The 25,196-nt window shown below is 58.5% G+C and carries 18 protein-coding genes; 7 read left to right on the forward strand and 11 right to left on the reverse strand.

Annotation, left to right across the window (positions count from 1 at the left end; all coding sequences use genetic code 11):
* Position 1: 1 nt before the first annotated feature.
* The 5 genes from ACJO5Y_RS16535 to ACJO5Y_RS16555 form a co-directional block, all read right to left on the reverse strand.
* Entirely contained in the window at positions 2–796 is a 795-nt protein-coding gene (locus ACJO5Y_RS16535; protein ID WP_406988756.1) for a ParA family protein, read from the reverse strand.
* A gap of 22 nt (positions 797–818) precedes the next feature.
* The gene (gene rsmG / locus ACJO5Y_RS16540; RefSeq protein WP_406988758.1) at positions 819–1,463 is read right to left on the reverse strand and encodes a 16S rRNA (guanine(527)-N(7))-methyltransferase RsmG; all 645 of its coding nucleotides are present in this window, start codon (positions 1,461–1,463) and stop codon (positions 819–821) included.
* A gap of 9 nt (positions 1,464–1,472) precedes the next feature.
* The gene (gene mnmG / locus ACJO5Y_RS16545) at positions 1,473–3,359 is read right to left on the reverse strand and encodes a tRNA uridine-5-carboxymethylaminomethyl(34) synthesis enzyme MnmG (RefSeq protein ID WP_406988760.1); all 1,887 of its coding nucleotides are present in this window, start codon (positions 3,357–3,359) and stop codon (positions 1,473–1,475) included.
* 382 nt (positions 3,360–3,741) lie between these two features.
* Entirely contained in the window at positions 3,742–6,888 is a 3,147-nt protein-coding gene (locus ACJO5Y_RS16550; RefSeq protein ID WP_406988762.1) for an efflux RND transporter permease subunit, read from the reverse strand.
* A 3-nt stretch (positions 6,889–6,891) separates the two neighbouring features.
* Complete coding sequence (locus tag ACJO5Y_RS16555; protein WP_406988764.1) at positions 6,892–7,986, reverse strand: efflux RND transporter periplasmic adaptor subunit; 1,095 nt, start codon at positions 7,984–7,986, stop codon at positions 6,892–6,894.
* Positions 7,987–8,427: 441 nt separating this feature from the next.
* On the opposite strand from ACJO5Y_RS16555, the gene ACJO5Y_RS16560 reads away from it, so the two are divergent.
* The 6 genes from ACJO5Y_RS16560 to thpD all read left to right on the forward strand — a co-directional run bounded on the left by ACJO5Y_RS16560 (position 8,428) and on the right by thpD (position 18,085).
* A complete protein-coding gene (locus ACJO5Y_RS16560; protein ID WP_406988766.1) occupies positions 8,428–10,248 on the forward strand; it encodes an acyl-CoA dehydrogenase C-terminal domain-containing protein in 1,821 nt (606 codons plus the stop codon).
* A gap of 215 nt (positions 10,249–10,463) precedes the next feature.
* Positions 10,464–12,041 (forward strand): pyridoxal phosphate-dependent decarboxylase family protein, encoded by a 1,578-nt coding sequence (locus ACJO5Y_RS16565; RefSeq protein ID WP_406988767.1) that lies wholly within the window; start codon positions 10,464–10,466, stop codon positions 12,039–12,041.
* On the forward strand, positions 12,031–13,368 hold the full coding sequence (locus ACJO5Y_RS16570; protein ID WP_406988769.1) for a lysine N(6)-hydroxylase/L-ornithine N(5)-oxygenase family protein: 1,338 nt from the start codon (positions 12,031–12,033) through the stop codon (positions 13,366–13,368). Before ACJO5Y_RS16565 ends, ACJO5Y_RS16570 begins: the two co-directional genes overlap by 11 nt.
* A 1-nt stretch (position 13,369) precedes the next feature.
* Entirely contained in the window at positions 13,370–14,548 is a 1,179-nt protein-coding gene (locus ACJO5Y_RS16575) for an MFS transporter (protein WP_406988770.1), read from the forward strand.
* A 13-nt stretch (positions 14,549–14,561) separates the two neighbouring features.
* The gene (locus tag ACJO5Y_RS16580) at positions 14,562–17,015 is read left to right on the forward strand and encodes a GNAT family N-acetyltransferase (RefSeq protein WP_406988771.1); all 2,454 of its coding nucleotides are present in this window, start codon (positions 14,562–14,564) and stop codon (positions 17,013–17,015) included.
* Positions 17,016–17,149: 134 nt separating this feature from the next.
* Positions 17,150–18,085 (forward strand): ectoine hydroxylase, encoded by a 936-nt coding sequence (thpD, locus tag ACJO5Y_RS16585; RefSeq protein WP_406988772.1) that lies wholly within the window; start codon positions 17,150–17,152, stop codon positions 18,083–18,085.
* Positions 18,086–18,145: 60 nt separating this feature from the next.
* Here the strand turns inward: thpD and ACJO5Y_RS16590 are convergent, their stop codons facing one another.
* From ACJO5Y_RS16590 to rpmH, 6 genes are all read right to left on the reverse strand, one after another.
* Positions 18,146–18,892, reverse strand: a complete 747-nt coding sequence (locus ACJO5Y_RS16590; protein ID WP_406988774.1) for a substrate-binding periplasmic protein — start codon at positions 18,890–18,892, stop codon at positions 18,146–18,148.
* Positions 18,893–19,036: 144 nt separating this feature from the next.
* Entirely contained in the window at positions 19,037–20,401 is a 1,365-nt protein-coding gene (mnmE, locus tag ACJO5Y_RS16595; protein ID WP_406988775.1) for a tRNA uridine-5-carboxymethylaminomethyl(34) synthesis GTPase MnmE, read from the reverse strand.
* A 96-nt stretch (positions 20,402–20,497) separates the two neighbouring features.
* A complete protein-coding gene (yidC, locus tag ACJO5Y_RS16600; protein ID WP_406988776.1) occupies positions 20,498–22,204 on the reverse strand; it encodes a membrane protein insertase YidC in 1,707 nt (568 codons plus the stop codon).
* 4 nt (positions 22,205–22,208) lie between these two features.
* Positions 22,209–22,502, reverse strand: a complete 294-nt coding sequence (gene yidD / locus ACJO5Y_RS16605) for a membrane protein insertion efficiency factor YidD (RefSeq protein WP_406988777.1) — start codon at positions 22,500–22,502, stop codon at positions 22,209–22,211.
* Positions 22,502–22,906, reverse strand: coding sequence for a ribonuclease P protein component (gene rnpA / locus ACJO5Y_RS16610; protein ID WP_406988778.1), 405 nt, complete (start codon positions 22,904–22,906; stop codon positions 22,502–22,504). The genes yidD and rnpA overlap by 1 nt, the downstream gene beginning before the upstream one ends.
* Positions 22,907–22,921: 15 nt before the next feature.
* Positions 22,922–23,056 carry a 50S ribosomal protein L34 gene (rpmH, locus tag ACJO5Y_RS16615; RefSeq protein WP_008172542.1) on the reverse strand — a complete coding sequence of 45 codons (135 nt, stop codon included), beginning with the start codon at positions 23,054–23,056 and terminating at the stop codon, positions 22,922–22,924.
* A gap of 647 nt (positions 23,057–23,703) precedes the next feature.
* Here rpmH and dnaA point away from each other — a divergent pair.
* On the forward strand, positions 23,704–25,155 hold the full coding sequence (dnaA, locus tag ACJO5Y_RS16620; protein ID WP_406988780.1) for a chromosomal replication initiator protein DnaA: 1,452 nt from the start codon (positions 23,704–23,706) through the stop codon (positions 25,153–25,155).
* Positions 25,156–25,196: the final 41 nt, after the last annotated feature.

Raw genomic sequence — 25,196 nt, forward strand, 5'->3', positions numbered from 1 at the left:
TCTACACGGCAACGGCCGTGGATGTCTTTTGCGCTTTGTGGCGACGGACCATTTCTCCGGCCAATGCCAGATACGCCACAGCCCCTTTGGAGGCACGATCATATTTCAGCGCCGGCACGCCATAACTGGGCGCTTCCGCCAGGCGCACATTACGGGGAATCACCGCCCGGTAGACCTTGTCACCGAAATACTCGCTGAGCTGACCGGACACGTCGAGGGTCAGGCTGTTGCGGGGATCGTACATGGTACGCAGGATACCCTCGATCTGCAGGTTGGGGTTCACCGTTTCCTGAATCTGTTCAACGGTATTCATCAATGCCGCCAGCCCCTCCAGGGCGTAGTACTCACACTGCATGGGAATCAACACGGTGTCCGCGGCGGACAGGGCGTTGACGGTCAGCAGGCTGAGGGACGGCGGGCAGTCGATCAGGATGTAATCGTAGTTGTCACGAACGGTATTGAGGGCCAGACGCAGGCGGTGTTCGCGACCGATCTCGTTCATCAGCTCCACTTCCGCGGCGGTCAGGTCGCCATTGGCGGGTAACAGGTCAAACCCGGAGGCCTCGGCCAGGAAGGTCACTTCGGCGGCAGTGGCACGCTTGGTCAGCATGTCATAACCGGACAGTTCCAGGGCATTTTTATCCACACCACTGCCCATGGTGGCGTTGCCCTGGGGATCCATATCCACCAGCAACACCCGGCGCTTGGTCGCGGCCAGGGAGGCGGCAAGATTAACGCAGGTGGTGGTTTTACCCACACCGCCTTTCTGATTGGTCACTGCAATCACACGCGCCATGTCTTGCCTCCTTGATACTGGATTACTGGGACTGCGCCGCCCGGTCGATCACCAGCAGGTGCCGTTCGCCGTCTGAGGCGGGCACGTGCAACGGATGGCGGGATTTTACCTGCCATCCAGCCGGAAGCGCAGCTACTTCATCATCCGGAAACTGGCCTTTCATGGCAAGGAACTCACCATCATCTGCCAATAAATCCCCGCACCAGGTCACCAGGTTCTCCAGCGCGGTAAAGGCCCGGCTGCTGACCTGGCGGAACCGGAGGTCGGGATCGCAGCTCTCGGCGCGGCCGTGAATGATCTCGACATTCTCCAGACCCAGCTCCAGCACACACTGGGTCAGGAACCGGGTTTTCTTGCTGTTGCTGTCGAGCAGGGTGAACCGCTTGTCCGGCAGGGCAATGGCCAGGGGAATCCCGGGCAGGCCACCGCCGGCGCCCACGTCCAGCAGATGCTCCGTGGTCACAAATGACAGGATGCTGAGGCTGTCCAGCAGCTGGCGTGACACCATGTCCCGGGGATCACGCACCGCCGTGAGATTGTAGGCGCGGTTCCACTTGTTCAACAACGCCAGAAAGGCCAGCAGTTGCTGCTGCTGGTGTGCGTCGAGGTCAAGCCCCATGTCCGCCAGCCCGTCCTCGAGCTGGCGCTGCCAGAGTGCGTCACTCATAAGCGCGGATCAGGCCGTCTGCTTGCGCAACAGGTCGCGCTTTTTCAGGTGCACCAGCAACTGGGACACCGCCGCCGGCGTCACGCCCTGGATGCGCGAAGCCTGGGCCACGGTTTCCGGCCGTACGGTCTTGAGCTTCTGCTTGATCTCGTTGGACAGGCCGCCAATAGCATCGTAGTCCAGATCCACCGGCAACGCGGTATTTTCGTTACGGCGCAGGCGCTCGATCTCGTCGGTCTGACGGGAAATGTACCCCTCGTACTTGATCTCGATTTCCACCTGGTCAGCCACCACCGGATCGTCCGCCTGCGCCGCGCCGATCTCGGCAATGTGTTTGTAGACAATTTCGGGACGACGCAGCAGTTCCGCCAGGGACTGGTCGCGGGCCATCGGTTGCTTGAGGAACCCGTTGGCCCGCTCACCGGCGTCAGTATTCGGGTGAATCCGGGTGGATTCCAGGCGGCTGCGCTCGCTGGCAATGGCGTCGCGCTTGTTGTTGAACTTCTGCCAGCGGTCGTCGTTCACCAGGCCCAGCTTGCGACCGGTTTCGGTCAGGCGCAGGTCGGCATTGTCTTCCCGCAGGATCAGCCGGTATTCGGCACGACTGGTGAACATGCGGTAGGGCTCGGAGGTGCCCATGGTAATCAGGTCGTCCACCAGTACGCCCAGATAGGCCTCGTCGCGGCGCGGGTACCACTCGTCTTTTTCCTGGGCTTTCAGAGCGGCGTTGATGCCTGCCAGCAGGCCCTGGGCACCGGCTTCTTCATAGCCGGTGGTACCATTGATCTGGCCGGCAAAATACAGGCCCTGGATAAACTTGGTTTCCAGGGTATGGCGCAGATCCTGGGGGTTCAGGAAGTCATACTCAATGGCGTAACCGGGCCGGGTAATATGGGCATTCTCGAACCCCGGGATGGAACGCACCGCCGCCAGCTGGATGTCAAACGGCAGGCTGGTGGAAATACCGTTGGGGTAGAGCTCGTTGGTGGTCAGCCCTTCCGGTTCCACAAAGATCTGGTGGGAGTCCTTGTCGGCAAAACGGTTGACCTTGTCCTCGATGGACGGGCAGTAACGGGGACCAATACCCTCGATGTTGCCGGCAAACATCGGCGAACGGTCGAAGCCGCTGCGGATGATGTCGTGAGTCTGCTCGGTGGTACGGGTGACGTAACAGCACACCTGCTCGGGATGCTGGTTGCGACTGCCGATGAATGACATGACCGGGGTGGGATCATCACCCCACTGTTCCTGCATCACCGAGAAATCCACAGACCGGGCGTCGATTCGTGGTGGGGTACCGGTCTTCAGGCGACCAACGTTGAACGGCAGCTCCCGCAGGCGCTTGGCCAGGGCGTTGGCCGGTGCATCGCCGGCACGACCGCCGGAATGCTGCTGCATGCCGATGTGGATAACTCCGCCCAGGAAGGTGCCGGTGGTCAGCACCACCGTCCGGGCATTGAAGCGGATACCGGTCTGGGTGACCACGCCGGTGACCTGATCGTTTTCCACAATCAGATCGTCCGCCGCCTGCTGGAACAGGGTCAGGTTGGGCTGGTTTTCCAGGGTATGACGGATGGCCGCCTTGTACAGCACCCGATCCGCCTGGGCACGGGTGGCACGCACCGCAGGCCCTTTGCGGCTGTTCAGCACGCGGAACTGGATACCGGCCTGATCCGTGGCCTCGGCCATGGCGCCCCCGAGGGCATCGATTTCCTTGACCAGATGACTCTTGCCAATGCCACCAATGGCCGGATTGCAGGACATCTGTCCCAGGGTCTCAATGTTGTGGGTCAGCAGCAGGGTTTGCGAACCCATGCGTGCGGCCGCCAGCGCGGCCTCGGTACCGGCATGGCCACCACCAATGACAATGACATCGAAACGGCTCGGAAAATCCACAGTTCACCTCGGAAATCGGGGGATAAAAACAGGGCGGGGAGTATAACGCCTTGCCCCGGAAAATGCAGTCAGAATGTGCAAATTTTAACCAGATCGACTTGCAATGAAAACCGACGCCCGGACAACCATGCCGAAGAGGCCACGCGACATGCCCGGCGGGACAACAGCGAAACAGAAATCGTTATATTTTCAGTGGTTTGGAAAACTCTTCTCAGAAAAGTTTTCAAGAAAGTTATCCACATGCAAGAACACTTATTATACAGCCGAAAATGCACAATAACTTATTGTTTTTATTGAATTCAATTATATTCGTCCAACGCTTGTCCGTAGCTTATTCAAACCTTTATCCACAGCTGACAGACAGGGAACGGGCAAAATCCGGTCAGAAATCATCCGCCCGCTTTTGTGGCGCAGTTGCCAGCCCCTGGCCGCCACCGGACTGGCTGGCCTGCTTCTCCAACTCCACCGCCACCGCGTTGGTGGACTTGGCAAAGCGTGCCAGCAGGTTGTACAGCACCGGGATGATGAACAGGGTCAGGGTGGTGGCGAATACCAGCCCGCCCAGGATCACCACACCGATGGAAGCGCGGCTTTCAGCACCGGCACCGGTAGCGATCACCAGCGGTATGGCGCCAAACACCGTCGAAATGGTGGTCATCAGTACCGGCCGGAAGCGCAGGATAGCCCCTTCAAGGATGGCATCCCGGACCTCATAGCCCTTGTCCCGGAGCTGGTTGGCGAACTCCACGATCAGGATGCCGTTCTTGGCCATCAGCCCCAGCAGCATGACGATACCAATCTGGCTGTATATGTTCAGGCTGATGCCGGCCCAATACAGCGCAAACAGCGCGCCGGTGACCGCCAGCGGGACCGACAGCATGATGATCAGCGGGTGTATCCAGCTTTCGAACTGCGCCGCCAACACCAGGAAGACGATGACGAAGGCCAGCCCGAAAGTCAGGTAAATGGCCGCCGAGGAATCCTGGAATTCACGGCTGAGCCCCTTGTAGCTGATGCGGGCCTCCGGGGGCAGATTATCCACAGCCAGGTTATTCAGGTACGTGAGGGCCGAGCCCAGATCGTAACCGTCGGCGAGCGAGCCGCTGATAACCACCGCCGGCAAGCGGTCGATACGCCGCAGGTCGGGATTGGCGCCGATTTCACGCACCGACACCAGGGCTTCCATTGGAATCAGCGCACCGCCCTCACGGGGGCGGAGGAAGACCTGGCCAAGGTCCTCAGGCGTGGCGCGGTCGGCATCCGCCGCCTGCACAATAACGTCGTATTCCCGACCGCGATCGACATAGGTGGTCACCTGGCGGGACGCCAGCATGGTCTGCAGGGTCAGCCCCACATCCTCCACCGTAATGTCCAGGTCCGCCGCCCGTTCACGGTCGATATTCACCCGCAACTCCGGTCGGGTCAGTTCGAAATCGGTCTCCAGGTTCAGCAGATCGGGGTTCTCCTTGGCCCGTTCCAGCAGTTCCTCGCTCCAGGCCTGGACCGATTCATAGTCCGGACCACCAACCACGATTTCCACCGGCTGGTTGAACCCCCGCTGCCCCAGTCCCGGCGGATTCACCGCCACGGCGCGGATGCCGGGAATACCGGCAAGCTTGCCCCGGAGTTCGCTGGTGACCTGTTGCTGCTTGATATCCCGCTGTTCCCAGGGAGTGAGCCCCATGATAATGAAGGCATTGTCCGCCTCATTACGGAACCCGACGATGGAGAGCAGACGATCGGCAATCCCGTCCTCCAGGTAGGGTAGTAACTGTTCCTCGGCCTTTTTCACGTGATGATCGGTGTATTCCACCGTCGATCCCCGGGGTGCGCTGACCGGCATGATAATCACACCCCGATCTTCGATCGGCGCCAGTTCCTGGGGCAGCTTGGGAAACACCACCGCAATCAGCACCATGCCCACCAGCCCGAGGCCAAGCAGCAAACCCGGCTGACCCAGCGAGAACCGCAGCAGGCGTTCGTAGCCATGGGTGAGGCCATTCAACACTTTCTCGGAGGCACTCCAGAGCCGGTGTCCCTCTTCGGTTTCCGGACTGTGTTTCAGCCATTTGGAACACAGCATTGGTGTCAGTGTCAGCGCCACCAGGCTGGAGACCACCACGGCGGCCGCCAGGGTAAAGCCGAATTCCGCGAACAGCCGGCCAACATTGCCGCCCATAAACGAAATGGGGACGAACACTGCCACCAGGGTCAGGGTCGTCGCTATGACCGCAAACGCCACCTGCTTGGCGCCGCGGTAGGCGGCCAGCAATGGCGGCTCGCCGTCATCAATACGGCGCTGGATGTTTTCCAGCATGACGATGGCATCATCCACCACCAGACCGATGGCGAGGATCACCGCCAGCAGCGTCAGCACGTTGATGGAAAAACCCAGGGCGCCCAGGCCGATGAAGGCGCCGATCACCGCCACCGGAATGGTCACGGCCGGAATCAGGGTGGCCCGCCAGGAGCGCAGGAATACAAAAATGACCAGGATCACCAGAGACACCGCGATGGCCAGGGTGATCATCACTTCCTTGATGGAGGCGCGGATGAAAATGGATTCGTCGTAGCTTTCGGCAATGGTGATTTCCGGCGGCAGGGTCTCGCGGATAGTCTCCAGTTCCTCCTGCACCCGGTCCGACACCGCCACGGTGTTGGCCTTGGACTGCCGGATCACCCCCATGCCAATCGCGGTCTGGCCGTTGGCCCGCAGGCGGCTGGTGTCCGATTCCACACCCATCTGGACGTTGGCTACCTCGCCAAGGCGCAGCAGGTCATTGCCGTCACGGCGGATCACCAGCTCGCGGAATTCTTCCACGGTGGATAACCGGCCTTCGGCGCGCACGGTGAAGTCGCGGGTGGCGGACTCCACCGAGCCCGCCGGCAGTTCCACATTGTTCGCACGCAAGGCGCGTTCGACTTCAGCCACGGTAATGTCGCGGGCAGCGAGACGTTCACGATCCAGCCAGACACGAATGGCATAGCGGCGTTCGCCGCCAATACGCACATCGGCCACACCGTCCAGTACCGAGAGCCGGTCCGCCAGCACACGATCGGCAAAATCGCTCAGTTCGGCGCTGTCCCAGATGTCGCTGCGAAGTGTTATCCACATCATCGGGCGGGCATCGGAATCGGCCTTGCTCACCACTGGGGGATCGGCTTCTTCCGGGAGCTCGTTGCTGATCCGGGAGACTGCATCACGGACATCGTTGGCGGCAATATCGACGTTGCGGGAGGTGTTGAATTCAATGCTGGTGCGGGATTCACCCTGCTCGGTGCTGGACTCGATGGAACGGATGCCCTCGATACCACTGATCGCGCCTTCAATGACCTGGGTAATCTGGGTATCCACCACTTCGGCGGCTGCGCCAATATAGTCAGTGGATATCGACACCACCGGCGGATCGATATCCGGATACTCCCGCACCGGCAGCCCCAGCAGGGCGGCGAGGCCGAAAACCAGGATTAACAGGCTGAGAACGGTGGCAAAGACCGGGCGCTTGATCGACACATCGGACAGGATCATGGATTACGACTCCAGCGATGTGGCAAAGCGGTTATCCGGAATCGCCTTGTCGTCTTTCACCACTTCGATGCGATCGCCGCTGCTGAGTCGGTCCTGGCCGGTGATGATGACCGGATCATCCACCGCCAGCCCGTCCGATACTTCCACCCATCCCGGCTGACGTGAACCAAGGGTCACGGACACCCGGCGCGCCTTGCCGTCTTCGGCAATGAATACATACTTGTCTGCACCGCGCATCAGCACCGCCTGTTCCGGAATCACTAGGGCCTCGCGCTCACGCAGGGTCAGGCTGGCTGACATGAACTGGCCGGGACGGAGCTTGCCGTCAGGGTTATCAATCAACGCCCTCACCGGCAGGGTACGGCTCAGTTCGCTGATGCGGGTACCCAGCTCCACCAGTTCACCACTGAAGTTTTCATCCGGGAAGGCAGGGGAACGACCCAGTACCGGCTGCCCGAGGTTGATCTGCCCCAGAAACCGTTCGGGAATGGCAAAACCCAGCTCCATCCGATCAGTGGAGTCCAGGGTCGCAACGGCGGTGCCGGATTCCAGGTAAGCACCCAGGCTGATATCACTCAGCCCCACGACACCGCTGAACGGGGCAGTAATGCGGTGGTTATCCAGACGGGTTCGCGCCGCTTCCAGTTGAGCTTGCGCCACGTCCAGGGTGGTTCGCAGTTCATCCACCTGGGACTGGGAAATGCTGTTGTTTGAACGCAGGCTGCGGGCCCGGTCATACTGACGCCGCGCATCCGCTATCTGGGCTTCGGACACCCGCACGTCCGCCCGCGCCTGGCGATCGTCCAGGCGAAGTAACAGATCGCCCTGGTCTACCCGCTGGCCGCTGCGCAGGTTCAGCTCCACCACGCGACCACTGACCTCGGTGGTCAGTTCAACGGCTTCCAGCGCTTTCAGGCTGCCCACCGCATTAACCCGATCCCGAACGGTTTCCAGACTCGGTGTGGTGATATTGACCACGCTTGCCGGGCGGACCCGCTGGTCGCCGCCATCCAGGCCCTGATCAAAATAACGGTAGGCAAAGACCCCACCGACTGCTACAGCCACCAGAACCAGCGCGATCAGCCATTGCTTCAGCATAAGTGTCTCAATCAGTCTTCATCGTTTTTGGTAATCACCAGCACAGCACCGCTTCCCTTGACCCATCCTAGACCACGCCTCGGGCGGAAAGTTCGCTTTCAAACGAGATTTTAGGGGCAGAAACCGTAACGACAACAATAACCATAAGGGCAATCGCGGGCCAGCCTGTTCAGCCGAAGGTCTGGGTATTTGCATGACTTTTACACTCCCGAAACCGAATTCATTCGCACGTTATCTTGCTGAAAATACGCCCAACACCGGGTTTTCGATCAACCCTTCATGACGCCCGGCTCCGGCATCGTCATTTCAGCCAATTGTCCTTTTTGACAGCCGGGCAGGCGGTTTTCGTCAATGGAACACCCGTTTGAATGCCGTAAAACATTGCTCATCGGAGGGCCTGTCGCCTTCCACCCGATTCCCTGACAGGACAGAGGTATTGTTATGCCGGTTTACAAGGCGCCCCTGCGCGACATGAAATTTCTGCTCAACGACGTGTTTGACTACCCGGGCCATTACGCCTCACTGAAGAGCGGTGAAAACGCCACCCCGGACATTGTTGAGGCGATTCTCAGCGAGTGCGGCAGGTTCTGCGAGGAAGTCCTCAGCCCGCTGTACCAGCCTGGCGACGAAGAGGGCTGCAAGCTGGAAGATGGTGTGGTCACCACGCCGAAGGGATACAAGGAAGCCTACGAACAGTACGCCATGGGTGGCTGGCAGGGCCTGTCCGCGCCGGAAGAGTACGGCGGTCAGGGCCTGCCGGCTTCCATGGGCCTGCTGAAGCAGGAAATGATGGGCACCGCCAATTGGCCGTTCTCGATGTACCCGGGCCTGTCCCTGGGCGCCATGAACACCATTTACCTGCATGGCTCCGAGGACCAGAAACAGACCTACCTGACACCGCTGACGGAAGGTCGCTGGGGCGGCACCATGTGCCTGACCGAACCCCAGTGCGGTACCGACCTGGGCCAGGTGAAAACCAGGGCCGAACCCCAGGCCGATGGCAGCTACAAGCTCACCGGCACCAAGATCTTCATTTCCTCCGGTGACCATGACCTGACCGAAAACATTGTCCACATCGTGCTGGCCCGGCTGCCGGATGCGCCCAAAGGCACCAAGGGCATCAGCCTGTTCATCGTTCCCAAGTTCCTGCCGGACGGCAACGGTGGCGTCGGCGAGCGCAACGGCGTGACCTGTGGCAGCCTGGAAAAGAAAATGGGCATCAAGGCCTCCGCGACCTGCGTGATGAACTTCGATGACGCCTCCGCTTTCCTGATCGGGCCCGAGAACGAAGGCCTGAACTGTATGTTCACCTTCATGAACTCCGCCCGTATTGGTACCGCCATCCAGGGCGTTGGCCCTGCGGAATTGTCGTACCAGTGGGCACTGGACTATGCCAAGGAGCGTCGCTCCATGCGTGCGTTGTCCGGCAAGAAAGATCCAGAACATGTCGCCGATGCGCTGATTCACCACGCCGATGTCCGCCGCATGCTGCTGACCCAGAAAGCCATCGCCGAAGGTGGACGCGGAATGCTGTACTACGCGGCCCGGGTGGCGGATCACATGGTGGAAGGTTATGCGGAAGGTGATGAGAAAAAAGCCGACAAATACGACGACAAGCTCGGCTTCCTGACCCCGATCCTCAAGGGCTTTCTGACCGAACTGGGTAACGAGGCGGCGAATATCGGCATGCAGGTCTTCGGCGGCCACGGTTACATCCGTGAACACGGTATGGAACAGATTGCCCGCGATACCCGGATTGCCACACTGTACGAAGGCACCACCGGCATACAGGCACTGGACCTGCTGGGCCGCAAGGTGCTGTTGATGACCCAGGGCGGGGCAGTGCGCGAGTTCACCCTGATCATCGCCAACTTCGCCCGCAAGCACCTGACCGACAAACGCCTGCGGCCATTCGCGGTGGAACTGCTGAAGCTCACCGCGCAATGGAACCTGCTGACCGTTCGCCTGATGCTGGCGGCCCGCAAGGATCGGGATGTGGTCAGCTCCGCCGCCCACGATTTCCTGATGTACAGCGGTTATGTGTCCATGGCCTACATCTGGGCGCGTCAGGCGGCAGTCGCAGCCGACAAGCTGGACAACGGCGGTGACGAGTCCGAGGAATTCTACAAGGCCAAGCTGGCCACCGCGGAGTTCTATTACGAACGCCTGTTGCCCCGCGCACAGGCCCACGCCACCAGCATGCTCAGCCCCAGTAAGAACCTGATGCAGCTGGATGCGGAGGACATGAGCTTTACCGCCTGATCCTCCCGGATCCTGCCCTGAAAGAGGAGCCGCCCGGCTCCTCTTTTTTTACCTCCCCCTTTTTTTTATCCCCGTCAACCTATCGCGGTCAACAGGTTAACTGTCGTGTTTGGCAACATTGACATCGGTCAATAAGTTATTGAGAATCATTCGCACCTTGTTTATCGTTTGATAAATCATCTGTAAGGACAATCAACAAACGGACGACCCAGCCCATGTCTGATCACCCTGCATTTTCAAGCACTGCATTGACCACGCCGTCCTCGCCACAGCCAACGAAGACGGATCCTTTACTGTTCAACACCGCTAACCTGACTCACTACAGGAGCAGCCTGCTCCAGGGCCTGGAACTGGTCGAGGCCCGGATGAAAACGGTCAAGCGTCCTTTCAGCGGTATACTGCCCGGGGAACTGGCCAAACGGTTCGAACACCTGGACCTGGACCAGCCCTGTAACGGCATGGGCGAAGCCCTCAAGGAGCTTGACCGGCTCTACCTGGAAGACGCCGTCTACTTCCACCATCCCCACTATACCGCTCACCTCAACTGCCCGGTTACCATTCCCGCGATCACCGCGGAGCTGATCCAGGCCTCGTTCAACACCTCCGTGGACACCTGGGACCAGAGTGGCGGCGGTACCTTTATTGAACAACGACTGATCGACTGGACAGCCAACCGCATCGGGTTCGACAGCGACGCTGACGGGGTATTTACCAGCGGCGGCACCCAATCCAACCTGATGGCCATGTTGCTGGCCCGGGACAACCTGTCTCAACGCTTGTGGCAGCACAGCACCCGGGAGCAGGGTCTGCATCCGGACGCCCACCGATTTCGCATTTTCTGCTCCGAGGTCAGTCATTTCAGTATCCAGAAAGCGGCGGCACTGCTGGGACTGGGTTATGACGCCGTGGTTCCGGTACCCTGCGATGACTACTATCGCATGGACCTCTCCGCCCTGACACAGGCGATCGGGGAAACCCGGGCCCAGGGACTGCTGCCGATGGCGGTGGTGGCGACCGCAGGCACCACGGATTTTGGCAGTATAGATCCGCTTACCCCGATAGCGGAATTGAGCCGGCGTGAGGGCCTGTGGCTTCACGCTGATGCGGCCTACGGCTGCGGCCTGCTGACTTCCGCCCGCCATCGACACCTGATGAAAGGTATCGAGCAGGCGGACTCGGTCACTGTCGACTACCACAAATCCTTTCTCCAGCCCGTCAGTTGCAGCGCCCTGCTGGTGCGCGACAAACACACCCTGGGGTGTGTGACCTGGCACGCCGAATACCTGAACCCCCTCTGCCAACGCCAGGAAGGCACCCCCAACCTGGTGGACAAGAGCCTGCAGACCACGCGCCGTTTCGACGCTCTCAAACTCTGGCTGACCCTCCGCGCCCTTGGGCCCGAAGCGCTTGGTGCCGCTTTCGATCAGGTCATCCACCTGGCCCGCCAGGCTTACCTGTTGCTGCTGTCGGACAACGACATCGAGATCCTTCACCAGCCCCAGTTGAGTACCCTGGTGTTCCGTTACCACCCCGACATGGTGATGAGCGACGTGGCACTGGACGAGCTCAACCAGTCGATTCGCAAGGCACTGATGCGTTCCGGGGAAGCCCTTGTGGCCGCTACCCGGGTCCACGGCCGGCAGTATCTGAAGTTCACTCTGCTCAACCCCAATACCCGGATACGGGATATCCAGGCGGTACTGCGCCTGATCAAGCGCCATGGCGCCGACGCTCTGTCCGCCCACACACCCGATTCCACCCAGCAGCCAATGGAGGTCGCCCATGTCGGATAACACCCTGGATTTCATTGCCATCGGTCTTGGGCCCTTTAACCTGGGCCTGGCCTGCCTCGCGGAACCCCTGGAGGATCTGAGCGGACTGGTACTGGATGAAAACCCACAGTTTGACTGGCACCCCGGCATGATGCTGGAGAACGCCCGGCTACAAACCCCGTTCCTGTCGGACCTAGTGACCCTGGCGGATCCCACCAGCCCCTACAGCTTTCTCAACTATCTCAAGGCCCAGGGCCGCATCTACTCGTTCTACATTCGCGAGAGCTTTTTCCTGTTGCGCCGCGAGTACAACCAGTACTGCCAGTGGGCCGCCGATCAATTAAGCAATGTCCGCTTCAACACCCGGGTGGAAGCCATCCATTACGATGACGCCAGCAACCATTACGTGGTGCGGGCGCGCTGTACCCAAAGCGGCAAGGAGCAGCAGTTCCATGCCCGCCGGCTGGTGCTGGGCACCGGACCGCGCCCGGCGGTGCCGCCCTGCTGTGAACAACTGGACAGCTCCGCCATCCACTCGTCCGGCTACCTCCATCACAAGTCTGACCTGCAGGCACAGCCCTCCATCACCGTGCTCGGAAGCGGTCAAAGCGCAGCGGAGATATTCCACGATCTGCTCCAGGACATTGACCGCCATGGCTACCAATTGAACTGGGTCACCCGCTCCCCCCGTTTCTTTCCACTGGAGTACAGCAAGCTGACCCTGGAGATGACGTCTCCCGAGTACGTGGACTATTTTCACGACCTGCCGCAGGACACCCGCGATGACCTGGTGACCCATCAGAAGCACCTTTATAAGGGCATTAATACCGACTTGATCAACGATATCTTCGATCTGCTGTACACCAAGCGCCTGGTGGCCGATGTGCCGATTAACCTGCTCACCAACAGTAGACTGGAATCCGCCCGTTACTGTGACGACAGCGGGCACCACGAACTGGCATTCCGCCACCTGGAGCAGGACCGGCCGTTCGCGCTGAACACCGCCGGCCTGGTACTGGCCACCGGCTACCAGTACCGGGAACCCGCCTTCCTCGAGGGCATTGCCGACCGTATCCGCCGTGATGACCAGGGCCGGTTTGCGGTCCGCCGCAACTACAGCATTGATCACCAGGGGCAGGAAATTTTCGTACAGAATGCGGAATTGCACACCCACGGGTTCGTCACCCCCGATCTGGGCATGGCATGCTATCGCAATGCCTGGATATTGCGGGAACTGACCGGGCGGGAACCCTACGCCGTAGAGCAATCCATCGCCTTCCAGCAATTCGGTGCTCCCGAATCACTCGGTGCCACACAAGGCGCCGGTTCGCTTATGGAGCCGGCGTAGTATGGCTATCTCCGTCAAACACTGGCTGGTGGGGATCACCATTGCAGCGGTGGTCAGCGATTCCATGCTGCTGCCCTTCTATCCGCATTTTTTCGCCAGCGTATTCGGAATCACCGACCCGGGTCATATCGGGCTCTACCTCAGCGCGTGCTGTCTCACCATCGTGCTGGCGTTTCCAATGTGGGCCAGGATCTCGCGGCGGATCCCGGTACTGCAGCTGCTGATCCCCACGCAACTGGCGGCCGGAGGGCTGAGCATCCTCTGTTATTGGGCAGAGACCCCGGTCTCCTTCTGGATACTGTCCCTGGTGATGCTGGTGTTCAAGGGCAGTTACCTGCTGGTCTACCCAATGATCATGGCCGCCGAACGTAAGGATAACCATGGCAATACCATCGGCCTGTTGTCGGTGGTGGTGCACATTGGCGGCATTGCCGGCGCGGTGCTCGGTGGTGTGGTGTTGCAGTGGTTCGAACCCCGTCAGGTGTTCCTGGTGATGGCGGTGAGCGATTTCCTCCAGACCGGCGTCTGTCTCTATCTCCTCCGTCGCCCCGATGCCCGGGCCGACTTTGAGGAACCGTCAACCGCGATGCCTGAAAAGAGCCGGGTAACCTCCACCGTCATCTACAAGCTGGGATTGGTGATGTTCCTGTTCTATTTCAGTGCCTATCTCACCCGTCCGTTCTTCGTGCGTTACTGGGAATCGGTCACCGGGGCCGAGGGAGAAGTCCTCTCCGGGCTGGTGTTCGCCATTCCGGCCGGAATCGCCATCCTGGCATTGTGGCTCAACTTCCGCAGGGGGCATACCCGGTCGCCGGGAGACGGTCTGCTGACCGCCATGATGCTGGGCAGCGTTGGCCTGGCCCTGCAGGGACTGAACCAGGAGTGGCTGATTCTGAGCGGGCGTTGTCTGTTTGGCTGGGCCCTGTTCCAGGCCACGGTTCAGTTGGACCAGCTGCTGTTCGCCCTCAGCCAACCCGAGTCCTACGCCACCGATTTCAGCAAGATCAATATCTTCCAGCAGCTGGGGGTACTGGCCGCGGCCTCATCCGCCGGCGGACTGGTGGGGCTACTGGGCCTGCAAATACCCTTTGCCGTCGCCGCCGCGGGCCTGGTATTCACCGCGGCCGTTTACGGCGCGCTGTTTCACCGCACCCGTCGCGAGTTACAACCGTCCACCTGACCAGGGAATGATCATGAACGATGTTACCTACCACTACGAACAATGCCTGCCTTCACTGGGCCAGTTCCGCATTCGCCCCTTGCGATTGCCGCACGATCTGTCACTGATACATCAGTGGCTCAGTGACGACCACGCCCGTTTCTGGGGCATGCAGGACATGTCAAAGAACGAGCTTGACGAGTTTTACCGCACCCTGCGGTCATCCGGGGAAGGGGATGCCTTTGTCGGTCTGCACAATGGCCAGCCCGCTTTCCTGATGGAGACTTATCAACCGGAGCAATCACCACTGGCCGATCACTACCCGGTGCAATCCGGCGATCTGGGCATGCACATTCTGATCGCCCCTACCGCTCACCCCATTCGCGGATTCACCCGTGGTGTGTTCACCGTGATCATGGGTTTCCTGTTCGAAGCCCTGGACGCCCGGCGCATTGTTGTCGAGCCGGATGGCAGCAACGACCGCATCCATGACCTGAACCGCTTTGCCGGTTTCCAGTACGACCGGGTCATTTCTCTACCCGACAAACAGGCCCACCTCGCGTTCTGCAACTATGCGCAGTTCCAGCAAGCCATGGCCAACAACTCTCTGCTCAAGGAATCCAACATGACCACCGACCGAACCGTTTCCCTTACCCACAATCCCGCTCTGGCCTGCGACCACCTGCAACCGGAGCTGTGGCAACACGTGAATACGCTATTGGTCCGTAAAGCCCTCAGCGAGTTTGCTCATGAAAAGCTTTTTCAGCCAGAACCCCTGTCAGAGCAGGATGGCTGGCAGGAATATCGGGTAGTCGCCGACAATCCGGACATCGAGTACCGTTTCCTCGGCAAGGTTCTCGCCCTGGAACACTGGCACATTGACCCGTCGTCCATCCGCAAAGAGGTCGCTGGCGAGAAAACCGACATCGACGCCATGCGCTTTATCATCGAGTTTCGCCAAACCCTGGGCATCCAGGACGCCATGCTACCGACCTACCTGGAAGAGATCGCCAGCACCCTCTATGGCAGCGCCTTCAAACACAGACGTCCGGGTCTTGATGTGACCTCTCTGGTCGATGCGGATTTCCAGCAATTGGAATCCGCGATGATGGAAGGCCACCCCTGCTTCGTCGCCAACAACGGCCGCATCGGCTTCGATGCCCGCGATTACCAGGCCTATGCTCCGGAAGCCGGCGCGCCGATCCGGCTGATCTGGGTGGCCGCGCATAAGGACAGTACCACCGTGGCCAGCAGCGAAGACCGGGGGTTCACCGGAATGATACGGGATGAGCTGGGAGACGAGCAGTTCGAAGCCTTCATGACGTTGCTGAAGCAACGGTCTTTGAACCCGGAGGATTATTACCTGCTGCCCGTACACCCGTGGCAGTGGTACAACAAACTGGCCCACGTGTTTGCAGCCGATATCGCCACAGAAAAGCTGGTTTACCTGGGCGAGGGGCAGGACCGTTACCGCGCCCAGCAATCCATCCGCACGTTCTTTAACACTGATCGACCGAACCGGCACTACGTGAAGACGGCACTTTCCATTCTCAATATGGGCTTCATGCGCGGCTTATCGCCCTATTACATGAGTACGACGCCGGCCATTAACGAATTCCTGTACGATCTGGTGAATCAGGATCCGTACCTGGCCAGCACCGGCTTCAGCCTGTTACGGGAAGTGGCCGGTATTGGCTACACCAATGCCCATTTCGAAGAGGCTGTGGATAAGTACAGCCCCTACCGCAAGATGTTGTCGGCGCTATGGCGGGAAAGCCCGATTCCGCAACTCAAAGACAACCAGAAACTGATGACCATGGCCGGGCTGTTACACGTGGATGCCGAGGGCAACGCCCTGTTGCCGGCAATGATTGCCGCGTCCGGACTGGACACCGCGAGCTGGGTACAGCGCTTCCTGCACGGCTACATGAGCCCGCTGCTCCACTGTTTCTACGCCCACGACCTGGTGTTCATGCCCCACGGTGAGAACCTGATTCTGGTGCTGGAAAATCAGGTGCCGGTACGGGCCATCATGAAGGATATCGCCGAGGAAGCAGCGATCATGAACACCGATATCCTGCTCTCGGAAGACGTCCGACGGTTGCAGGTGGAGGTGCCGGAGGACCTCAAGGTGCTGTCGATCTTCACCGACCTGTTCGACTGCATTTTCCGCTTCATGGCCGCCATTCTTGATGAACAGGGGGATTTTCCCGAATCCCGTTTCTGGCAGCTGGTGGCGGACTGCGTTCACGATTACCAGGCAGCCCATCCGGAGCTGGCCGATAAGTTCCGCCGCCACGACCTGTTTGCTCCGGAATTCACCCGCTCCTGCCTGAACCGCCTGCAACTGGCCAACAACCAGCAGATGATCGACCTGGCGGACCCGGCGGGCAACCTCCAGTTCCATGGCACCCTGATCAACCCCATTGCGTGCCACGCCCGCAAGGAAACGACCACCGGGGAAGCGGAGATGCATTCCGACGGTTGAAATCCGTTCCATCGTCCTTACTTAACAGACGTCCGTCATTCGCGCGGAATTCCTCAACGAATCAACACATTATTTTATGGCACGGGCTCCCGATGCAGGGGGCCCGTGCGGTAGAACGATAGGGAGGTTCGACTATGGAAACTCGTACTGACGACTTTTATCCAACTCGCCTGGAACGTCCGTCACCAAGCTTTGAGCGGCTGGACCCGGTTATCCACAGCACTGGTAACCAACGGCACGATGGTCCGTTGAGTGAAACCGACCTGGCCCGGTACGAGCGGGACGGTTTCCTGGTGTTCAATAACTTCCTCGATCCCGCCACCGTGGAAAAATTCCGTGAGGACCTGCGGTCCTATGAAGACGATGAAGCCGTGCTGCAATCGGAAGGCACCATCACCGAACCGGGCAAGCAGGAGATCCGCTCCATCTTCGGCATTCACGAACTGTCGGATCGGTTCGACAAGCTCACCCGGGACCCCAGAATTCTCGACATGGTGCATCAGCTGCTGGGCAGCGAGGCTTACATTCACCAGTCCCGCATCAACTTCAAACCCGGGTTTCATGGCAAGGGGTTCGACTGGCATTCGGATTTCGAAACCTGGCACGCCGAGGACGGCATGCCCGGCATGCGGTCGGTCAGTTTCTCCATTGCCCTGACTGACAACACGCCCTTCAACGGCCCGCTGATGCTGGTACCCGGCTCCCACAAGACCTTTATTCCCTGCGTCGGGCGGACGCCGGAAGACAATTACCAGTCGTCACTGAAAAAGCAGGAACTTGGCGTGCCCAGTGATCAGGACCTGGATCGCATGATCGACCAGCACGGCATCCAGGCACCCACGGGGCCAGCGGGCTCATTGATCATTTTCGAGTGCAACACCCTGCACGCGTCCAATGCCAATATGTCGCCCTGGCCCAGAAGCAATCTGTTCTTTGTTTACAACAGTGTGGAAAACCAGCTGGTGAACCCGTTCTGTGGCAACAAGCCCCGGCCGGATTTCCTCGGCAACCGGAGCCGTATCGATGCGCTGCAGCCGACAAGGGTTCCGGTTCTCGATCGCACCGGCTGAGCGCCCCGCACTGACGGGGGGCGCTCACTCCCCGTCAGCGTCTGATCAAACCGGTCGGAATCAGAGGCCGTACTTGGTTTCGATGGCTTCGTACATACCGGTTTCATGAACCTTCTTCAGCCCTGCGTTCAATTCCTCAACCACACTGTCCGGAGTGGCCGGGTTGATCGCCAGGTACAGCTCCGTGTCATTGAAGGAATAAACCGGCTGTAACCCCTCAACATCCTGCTGGGAGGCGAAGTAGGGCCCTGCCAGGCGGTCGGCAATCCACAGGTCGATCTGGCCCAGTTCCAGACGCTTGGGGTTGAGGTCATCGCTGTCCAGCGCAGAGACCTTATAGCCGCGCTCCAGCAGGTACTCCGTCATCACGTCGTTACGATAGCCACCAAACAAAAGCCCACGGGCATCTTCCAGCTTGTCGATTTGCAGGTCGGTGTTGGCTGGTGCGAAAACCGTCCACAGGTTCTTGGTCAGCGGTCCTACCCATTTGAACATGGGGGCGCGGCTATCGGTGTAGGTGGTGCAGAAGATACCGTGGTTCTTCTTGTCCTTGGCGCGATTGTAGCCGTAGTCCCAGTTACGGAGCTTGATAACATAATCCAGGCTGGTGTGGCTGAGAATGGCCTTGACCATTTCGGTGCACAGGCCGTCGATGCTTTCACCGTTGTGCTCGAATGCTCGACCGGTGGCACTCATGTTGTAAGGCGGGAAATTCTCAGTGTAAAAATAGAGCTTTTCGGATGCACTGACCTGGGGAGCCGTAGCCAGCGCCAGAATCAGGGACAGGAATAAAGACAGTTTCCGCACAGCGTTCCTCCTTGCAATGATGTACGCACCACAAGGTCTGTGATGCGCTCGATATGCGGCGGAGGAGTTTACCTGATGATTTAACGGTGTTTTATACAATTACTGTTTGTTTTCGTAAGGGCGGCTTGCCCATGGCTGCAATAGCTACTTCCCGATACAGAAACTGCTGAAGATTTTCCCCAGCAGATCATCGGGGGTCATCACTCCGGTGATTTCTCCCAGGGCATCCTGGGCGGCGCGCAGATCTTCCGCCAACAGCTCACCGGCGCCAAAGCCGTCCAGCTGGCCCTGGCCCTGAAGCATGGAGGTGCGGGCGCGCTCAAGGGCATCCAGGTGCCGGCGCCGGGCCAGGAAACCACCCTCGGTGGTGGCGGCAAACCCCATGCACTCCTTCAGGTGATCCCGCAGAATCTCTAGCCCTTCCGCCGACTTGGCGGCAAGGCGAATGACCGGGGCAGCCGGGTTATCCACAAGTCCGACGGTTTCCCCGGACAGGTCCACCTTGTTGCGGATCACCGTCACCGGCGCCGATGCCGGCAACTGATCGATAAAGTCCGGCCAGATCTCATGGGGGGTGGTTTCCGGCGTGGTGGTAGCATCCACCATCAACAGGATCCGGTCCGCCTGACGGATTTCATCCCAGGCCCGGGCAATACCGATCTGCTCGACTTCATCGGGGCTGTCCCGTAGCCCGGCGGTATCGATGATGTGTAACGGCATGCCATCGATGTGGATATGTTCCCGCAACACATCCCGGGTGGTGCCTTCAATGGCGGTCACAATGGCCGCTTCACGGCCCGCAAGCGCATTGAGCAGGCTCGACTTACCGGCGTTGGGCCGGCCGGCAATCACCACTTTCATGCCATCACGGAGGATCGTGCCCTGTTCCGCTTCTGCCAGTATGCCATCCAGGTCGGTAATCAGGTCTTGCAGATCAGCGGCCACCTTGCCATCGGCAAGAAAGTCGATTTCTTCTTCCGGAAAATCGATAGCGGCTTCCACATAGATGCGTAAGTGCGTGACCGCATCCACCAGACTTTCGATACGACGGGAAAACACCCCCTGCATGGAGCGGACAGCACATCGTGCAGCCTGCTCCGAACTGCTTTCGATCAGATCGGCAATGGCTTCCGCCTGGGTGAGGTCCAGTTTGTCGTTAAGGAATGCCCGTTCGGAGAACTCGCCGGGCCGGGCGAGGCGAGCACCCAGTTCACAGACCTGGCGCAGCAGCAGATCCAGAATCACCGTGCCGCCGTGACCCTGGAGTTCAAAGACATCCTCGCCGGTGAAGGAGTTGGGATTGGGGAAGAACAGACCGATACCTTCATCGATCAGCTGATGGCGCTGGTCGTAAAACGGTCCGTAATGGGCGTAGCGAGGCTGTGGTTCATACCCCAGCATGCGGCAGGCAATGTCCCGCGCGCCCGGGCCGGACACCCGGACAATACCGACACCGGCCTGACCGGGCGCGGTGGCAATGGCGGCGATGGTATCGGTGACGTATTGCATGGTGCTTTCGATGGTCCTTTTCTGTGGTCCTGAACCAGCAGAGGCTCCACGAAGGAGCCTCTGTCAGGTTACGGTGTCAGACACGGGATCCGCAAATCAGTGCTTTTTTCCCGCAACTTCCGCTTCAATCTTCCGCGTAATGTACCACTGCTGGGAGATGGACAGAATATTGTTCACCAACCAGTACAGTACCAGACCTGCCGGGAACCACAGGAAGAACACGGTGAAGATCAGCGGCATCATCTTCATGATCTTGGCCTGCATGGGGTCCGGCGGCGTCGGGTTGAGGCTCATCTGCAGGAACATGCTGGCGCCCATCAGGATCGGCAGGATGAAGTAGGGGTCCATCACCGACAGGTCGTTAATCCAAAGCATGAACGGTGCATGGCGCAGCTGTACGCTCTCGAACAGTACCCAGTACAGGGAAATGAACACCGGCATCTGCACCAGGATTGGCAGACAGCCACCCAGCGGATTGATCTTTTCCCGCTTGTACAGCGCCATCATCTCCTGGGACATGCGTTGACGATCATCCCCGTACAGCTCTTTCAGACGGGTTAGTTGCGGCGCCACCGCCCGCATCCGCGCCATGGAACGGTAACTGGTCGCAGACAGGTGGAAGAATACTGCCTTGACCAGCACTGTCAGCAGAATGATGGCCACACCCCAGTTGCCAACCAGGCCGTAGAACCATTCCAGCACGATAAACAGCGGCAGTGCGATGAAGAACAGGAAACCGAAATCGACGGTGCGATCCATGTTCGGCGCGACGGCTTCCAGCCGGTCAATGATCTTCGGGCCAATGTAGGCACGGGCGCCGATTTCAGCGGTTTCACCCGGTGCTACCGTCGTGGCGGGGTAAACAAAGCCCATGACATGAAGCTGGCCACGCTGGGTGGTCTGGAACTGGGCCGGCTGATCCCGTTCCGGGACCCAGGCGGTCAGGAAGTAATGTTGCAGGAAGGCCAGCCAGCCGTTGGTCACCGACTGATTGATCGGGTTTTCAGTCAGGTCACCGAAATCATACTTCTCATAGGGATCTTCCGGCGTGCTCACCACCATACCAAGGAAAGCCTTGATACCGAGGCTGTTCTGGGCGGTGGGATCCGGAGTCTGGTCACGGACAATCTTGCCGGTCAGGTTGGCTTTCCAGTCCTGGTTGGACTGATTGTTGACCAGGTAGCGCATGCCTATTTCGTAGCTGTCACTGGCAAACTGGTATTGCTTGGTGATTTCAACGCCGGATTCCGTGGTAAAGGTGAGATCAACAACCAGTTCATTGGCGTCTTCCGATAACTCATAACTGGAGGTAGCGGATTCATAGACCGGAGGGTTGCCGTTACGGCTACTGTCGATACCGTCGCGACCAATGAGGCCACTCTCAAGAACATACGTGCGGTTGCCCGAGTTGGTGAGAATCTTGAGGGATGCCTTGCTATCGAGGGATTTGTCGTAATCCAGCAGGGAACTTTCCACCAGGTTGCCGCCCACGGGATCAATCTTGAGTTCCAGCACATCGGTGCGAACGGTAATCAACTGGTCGCTGACTTCGCCGCTTCTTGCGCCGTCCATGCTGCTGACACTCTGGCTGTCATCCTCGGGAGTGGCGAATTCACCATCGCTCACGTCGCCAGACTCTTCCGGAAGCTTCAGGTTATCGGCGCTGCCGGTCTGTGCTGAAGAGGTGGTCTGCTCGGCAACCTGTTGCTGCTGCGGCTGGTGATAATCTTCATTCCAGGCAAGTACCATCAGGTAACTGACAATAGCGAGGCCGGCAAATAATACGATGCGTTGAATATCCATAAACTTACTGTTTGGTCTGGTTCGTGTTATGGGAATGGGTAGCCTGCCCACAGGACGTTAATCCCGGGGTTTCCCCGCAATGGTCGGTACCCGGTACCGGATCATACCCGCCTTCCGCCCATGGATGACACCTCAACAATCGTCCTACGGCAAAAAAAAGTCCTTTGAAAGCACCATGATGGGTGATGGCTTCAACGGCGTATTGCGAGCAGGTTGGATAATGCCGGCAGTGGCTGGCCATCAGGGGACTGATTGCATACTGGTAGAGACGGATTGGCAGGAGCAGCAGTTTGCGCATTAATCCGTTCCTTTACCGGTGGGAGAGGGATCCGGTGTCGACGATTGAATATGTCGATGTTTTCGTTTCAGCCGTGACCAGAGGTCATTCAGCGTAGCAGTGACGGTCTGGTTATCAAGCTGAGCCAGACCCTGCCTGCCAAGAACGATAATATCCAGGCCCGGTAGATCGGGCTGGAGCCTGAAGGTTTCCCGCACACGTCGTTTTACACGATTACGCTGAACGGCAAGTTTCAGGTTTTTCTTGGAAAACACCAGACCGACCCTGGCGTGTCCCAACGAATTGGGAGTTGCCAGGATCAGAAAATTCCGGTGCGGAACTCTGATTTTTACGTCGTTGAAGACTTTGCCGTAATCGCCTGGTTTCAGTAACCGGTGGGATTTCGGGAAACTCAAAGCCTTCATGAGGCGGACGATGTCTTAAGCAGACAGACGTGCGCGACCTTTCGCACGACGACGGGAAATCACTTTACGACCGTTCGCAGTGGCCATACGAGCACGGAAACCGTGAACGCGCTTACGCTTCAGTACGCTTGGTTGAAACGTTCTTTTCATGGTGATGATCTCACATTTCAGGTATTGGGAAATTCAATGGTTGGCTGGAAAATGAACAGCCAAAACAGGAGCGGCATTCTATGCAAACTGAGGGATGAATTCAATGGCTAATGCAGGCGGAGGTGTGGAAAGTGCGGAGGAAGGCATCATCTGGCCAGTCACTAATAATATTAGTAAGTCTTTTTTAATCTTCTTAAGGATTAATTATTACTGTTATTACTGAGCGCCTTTTCTGTGGATAAGCGAATTTAGACTTTGAAATTCATGGCTTTAAGAGGTTTACAAAGAGGTTGACAAGGCGGCGTGAGATCTGTGCATAAGCGATGCAGGGATTGTGAGTAATTCGGGGTGGTGGTTAAAACCCGACTTATCCCTGCATGGGTCAAGAGGATACGCACAGGGTTAAACGCAAGGTATACACACAGGGCTGTGGGTAACCGACAGTTGCATTATTTTTCTGTACACAACCCTGTAGGTAAGTTTGTAAAAACTTGAAAATAAATAAAATAAATTTCCACAGGCTGTTCATGAACCGGTTTTTCCTCTTTTACTTGAAGGGCCCGCGGGGTAGAATTCCGGGTCATCTCTGGCATCGGGTTGAAGCAATCCGGTTTGAGAAAATTCTGAGGCATCGGAGGCAGGCTGTTGTGCCGAATACCATCTGGCATCAGTGTCTAGAAGTACTCCGGGACGAGTTTCCCGCCCAACAGTTCAACACCTGGCTGAGGCCCTTACAGTCTGACCACCGTGAAGGTCAGTTGATGCTGTTTGCGCCCAACCGGTTTGTTATGGACTGGGTGAACGAAAAATACCTCAGGCGTATAGAAGAAGTACTGAAGGATTTGAACGGGGGGCAGGCGCCCCGCGTGAATATGAAAGTCGGATCGGCGCCCAAGGCCGGCGATCTGGTGACACGTTCAGAGCCCGACAACCAGGCAGGTGGGGCTGCGCAGGAAGAAGCCGGCAGTTCGGTGACTGAAGAAGAGAAAGGCGTGGCGGCGACGGTCTCGTCTCCTTCCGTGAAACCCACCCATGACAGAGGTCGGCGGTCGGTTCAGGTAGAAGGTGATATCAAGCATCAGAGCTTCCTGAATGAGGGCTTTACCTTCGAAACGTTTGTTGAGGGTAAATCCAACCAGTTGGCCAGGGCCGCGTCCATGCAGGTGGCGGAAAACCCGGGCGGCGCGTATAACCCATTGTTCCTGTACGGCGGCGTCGGTTTGGGTAAGACTCACCTGATGCATGCCATCGGCAATGACATCGTGCGGCGCAACCCCCGGGCCAAGGTGGCGTACCTGCGTTCCGAGCGGTTCGTTGCGGATATGGTCAAAGCGCTGCAACTGAACGCCATCAATGAGTTCAAACGGTACTATCGCTCGGTGGATGCGTTGTTGATTGATGACATTCAGTTCTTCGCCCGCAAAGAGCGTTCCCAGGAAGAGTTTTTCCACACCTTCAATGCGTTGCTTGAGGGTGGGCAACAGGTCATCGTGACGTGCGACCGCTTCCCGAAAGAAATTGTGGATATGGAAGAGCGGCTCAAGTCGCGGTTCGGTTGGGGGCTGACGGTGATGGTGGAGCCTCCGGAGTTGGAAACCCGGGTTGCGATCCTGATGAAAAAAGCCGAGCAGGCTAACGTCAAGCTGAGCAGCGAAGCGGCTTTTTTTATTGCCCAGAAAATCCGATCGAATGTTCGGGAGCTAGAAGGGGCGCTTCGTTTGGTGATAGCGAATGCTCACTTCACTGGGTCGGAAATTACCCCGCCGTTCATTCGCGAAAGCCTGAAAGACCTGCTGGCTCTGCATGAAAAGCAGGTCAGCATTGATAATATTCAGCGCACAGTGGCTGAGTATTACAAAATCAAGGTGGCGGATTTGCTGTCAAAACGGCGAACCCGGACGGTCACCCGTCCGCGGCAGGTGGCCATGTCCTTGTCCAAGGAATTGACCAACCACAGTCTGCCGGAGATCGGCGATGCCTTTGGGGGCCGTGATCACACCACCGTCCTGCACGCCTGCAAGAAGATCGTGGAACTGCAGGAGACGGATCCCAGTATCCGTGAGGATTATCAGAACTTTATGAGGCTGCTGACCACCTGATGACCGGGATGGTTGCGGACAAACATTCACCTTCCAATAAA

This window comes from Marinobacter alkalisoli, assembly GCF_045449855.1.
Lineage (GTDB): Bacteria > Pseudomonadota > Gammaproteobacteria > Pseudomonadales > Oleiphilaceae > Marinobacter.